This window comes from Citrobacter amalonaticus (assembly GCF_037053465.1).
GTDB lineage: Bacteria > Pseudomonadota > Gammaproteobacteria > Enterobacterales > Enterobacteriaceae > Citrobacter_A > Citrobacter_A amalonaticus_H.
Genome location: NZ_JBALIF010000041.1, coordinates 1 through 3,484, shown reverse-complemented (window position 1 = coordinate 3,484; position 3,484 = coordinate 1). Strand labels below are relative to the sequence as shown.

Below are 3,484 nucleotides of genomic sequence, written 5' to 3'. Positions count from 1 at the left end.
CAAAAAAATGGAGTATGCCGATCCAGAACTGGCGGCTGGCAATGAGTCGCTTTATTATCGAGTTCGGTGACCGCCTGAGCGATCACCTTTAATGAGTGGGCAGTTACACAGAATTATTTACAGGGTCATGAAACGCCTTGAATTTATCCGTGCCTGCCATGCAGGCGCGGACTCCTTTTCAGCCCTTTGCCGTTTCTTCGGCATCAGCCGCAAAACCGGCTACAAGTGGCTTCAGCGCTTCGAACCTTCAGACCCTTCCTCGCTCTTTTACCGCTCGCGGGCACCCCACTCCTCGTCCCGCTCTGTCCCGGATGACATCGCTGGTTATCTGACGGCATTACGGCAAAAACATCCGTAAGCATTCGGTGAACTCATATTTTCATAATTATTTCAGAAGGTAACATCAACCTCATCTTTAGCTAACGAGAGGTGCGTACCGATGAAACAGAGATGGTTCATTGAGCAGAAAAAACACCATGTTGCCAGTTGGCGGGCCAGCGGCCTTACCCGCCAGCAGTACTGTGAACTTAACGACATTCCCTTTACTTCCTTCCGTGAATGGCCCCAGGATGTCGCAAAAGCCGAACGACAAGCCAGTGAACCCACAGTGCTGCCTGTTCATATCACTGAAGCCCCACCGCCTGCTGAGCCCTTTTCAACTGTGGTAAATGAGCCTGTAACCCTCTTTCTGCCTGGTGGGATACGCATGTGCTGCCATCCCTCGTAACTCACCGATGTCTTCAGGGCCCTCAAATATGCTGACGCCTGAAAATGTCTTTCTCGCTGTAAAACCCGTTGATATGCGACGGGGATCGACACGCTGACGCAATATGTCCAGGATGAGCTCAACGCGTCGTGGCGTGAAGGGACTGCCTTCGTCTTCACCAATAAGGCCCGTTCGCGCATCAAGCTGCTGCGCTGGGATAAACATGGCGTCTGGCTGTGCGTTCGCCGTCTGCACAAAGGCCACTTCCGCTGGCCCCGGGCAAATGAGGCCGCATGGTCCCTCACGCCTGATGAGTTCAACTGTCTTGTCAGCGGTGTTGACTGGCAACTGGTAAAAGGTTACGACCTCACAAAATGGGGTTTCCGTGATGCATCGGTACCCGCCTCAAACCCACCATAACATTATGAATAATAATGGTTATCCGTGTCGGGTGCGGTATAATTACCCGCATGGATATCTCTGTTCTCACCACCACCACTGACATCGAACAACTTCGCGCTCTGGCACTTGCCATGGTACAAAAGGTGGTGTCTGAACAGGCTGAGACAGAAAAACTCCAGCAACGTATCCTTCTGCTGGAAGAGGCCCTGAAACTGGCCCGCCAGCAACGCTTCGGGAAAAAGGGGGAAACGCTGTCTGGCATGCAACGCTCTCTCTTTGAAGAGGATGTTGATGCGGATATCGCCGCGGTTGAGGCACAACTGGACAAACTGCTCCCTGCCGAAGAAAAAGCCGCCCCGGAACGTCCGGCGCGAAAACCGCTCCCGGCCCACCTTCTGCGAGTCACAAAAACTATCGAACCCGCCTCAGTCGAAAGCTGCCCTGACTGCAAGGGTGTACAGCGTCATATCCGTGATGAAATGAGTGAAAAGCTGGAATACATCCCGGCTCGCGTCGTGGTTAACCGGTACGTTCGCCCACAGTATGGCTGTACCTGCTGCCAGCGGGTCGTCAGCGGTGATATGCCTGCGCACATTATCCCGAAAGGCGTCGCTGAGCCGTCATTCATCGCCCAGTTGGTGATCAGCAAGCACTGCGACCATATGCTCCTGTACCGTCAATAGACAGTTTTGGCCCGCTCGGATATCCATCTCCCAGTCAGCACGATGACTGATATGGTTGGGCGTGCGGGGGCAGCACTTACGCCACTGGCAGAATCACTGCACCGGATGCTGATGACCCGCGATGTGTGCATGCTGATGAAACACCTCTGCAAATCCTGGACACGAAAAAAAGCGGCAAAGCCCGCGCTGGCTACCTGTGGACTTACGTCAGCGGTGAAAAAAGTGGCCCGGCCATCGTCCGCTTCGACAGTCAGCCCGGCCGGGGCAGCAGGTATGTGGCGGAATACCTGAAGGACTGGGCTGGTAGCCTGGTGGTTGACGGATATCCGGCGTATGAAACGCTGGCCGGACAAAACAAAGGACTCACGCTGGCGGGCTGCTGGGCGCATGCCCGCCGAAACTTCGCCGATCTTTATAAAGCGAGTAAAGATCCAAGAGCAGAAATGGCGGTCAGACAGATCGCCGGACTATATCGGCTGGAAAAGAAGATCCGAGACCGGCCAGTGGAAAAGATCCGCCAGTGGCGGCAGTGTTATGCGTGACCCGTGCTGTTAAAGCTGTGGCAATGGTTGGAGCAGCAGAAGGATGCGTGCCCGGAAAGCTCCGCACTGGGTAAAGCGATCGCCTACGTGCTAAAACGTCGGGTGGCTCTCAGCCGCTTCCTGGAGAATGGCGCGTTACCCCTGGACAATAATCGCTGTGAGAGGGCCATCAGACCTGTGGTGATGGGACGCTCCAGCAGGCTCTTCGCCGGCTCGGCTGCAGCGGGTGAGCGCGCAGCAAAAATCATGAGCCTGCTGGAAACGGCGAAGATGAACGGTCTTGATCCACATGACTGGCTGACGAACGTTCTGCAACGGTTACCGGGCTGGCCGAAAGGGGATCTGGACGCGTTGTTGCCGCTGCTGGGGTTCGTCTTCGTGCGCGAAGGAACCTGACAGAAAGCCTCCAAGATCCGCCCTAAGGACTTGCGCACCTGAGTCCGTAAAATAGCGGGAGCCCGCTTCCCACAAGGCTTCATCTCGATAGCATACCTGACTCAGTTCCAGCGATACACGCGGGAAGAAATATTGCTGCTGTTTACTGCGCCAGTTTCAGGGCTTCCTGACGAAATTCAGGTGAGTGCTACTTGCGGATCTTTTTAAGGTTGATGCTGGTTTTGTCATGTGAGCTACCTCTGGTTGAGAGTTTACTTACTTAGTCGTTTGTCCACTATTGCTGGATAGGATCAACATTCCACTTTCAGCGAGTGGAAGAAGCTTTCCACACAGGAATTGTCGTAACAGTAGCCCTTTGCGCTCATGTTGCCACGCAGATTATGACGCTTCATGGGGGGGCATCTAAATTATCCGTGGCGATTCATCAGATTGTTATTAATATCCAGCTCGATTGGTACCGTTCTTACAGCGCACACTGACCATCGCTGCACCCTAATGCTACAGGATCTTCTTGGAGGACAGACAAAGACTCACTTAATAACGCGCCGATTTCTGCCCCCAGCGCCAGGTCGTCGACCTGACCAAAATATTGCTGGCGCAGGTATCCCTGCTGGTCAATTAACGTCAGCGTCGGCGTACCGCGCATAGCATAGGCTTGCATGGTCTGGGGAATATCACTTTCCGGGGATGGCATGTCTACACCGACAGGGAAAGGAATGCGGTATTCCGACAGAAAGGTTTCCAGCGCGTGCGCA

The 3,484-nt window shown here is 54.2% G+C and carries 3 protein-coding genes and 2 pseudogenes; 4 read left to right on the top strand and 1 reads right to left on the bottom strand.

Annotation, left to right across the window (positions count from 1 at the left end; translation table 11 throughout):
* Positions 1–91 precede the first annotated feature (91 nt).
* The 4 genes and pseudogenes from WB371_RS23545 (at position 92) to tnpC (ending at position 2,729) form a co-directional block, all read left to right on the top strand.
* The gene (locus tag WB371_RS23545; RefSeq protein WP_420704079.1) at positions 92–358 is read left to right on the top strand and encodes a helix-turn-helix domain-containing protein; all 267 of its coding nucleotides are present in this window, start codon (positions 92–94) and stop codon (positions 356–358) included.
* An 81-nt stretch (positions 359–439) separates the two neighbouring features.
* The gene (gene tnpA / locus WB371_RS23540) at positions 440–727 is read left to right on the top strand and encodes an IS66 family insertion sequence element accessory protein TnpA (RefSeq protein WP_336222361.1); all 288 of its coding nucleotides are present in this window, start codon (positions 440–442) and stop codon (positions 725–727) included.
* Between the two features lie 28 nt (positions 728–755).
* Positions 756–1,126, top strand: a pseudogene (tnpB, locus tag WB371_RS23535) (IS66 family insertion sequence element accessory protein TnpB).
* Between the two features lie 50 nt (positions 1,127–1,176).
* Positions 1,177–2,729, top strand: a pseudogene (gene tnpC / locus WB371_RS23530) (IS66 family transposase).
* Between the two features lie 463 nt (positions 2,730–3,192).
* Here tnpC and WB371_RS23525 read toward each other — a convergent pair.
* On the bottom strand, positions 3,193–3,484 hold a 292-nt coding region (locus tag WB371_RS23525), incomplete at its 5' end, for a TlpA family protein disulfide reductase (RefSeq protein ID WP_420704078.1).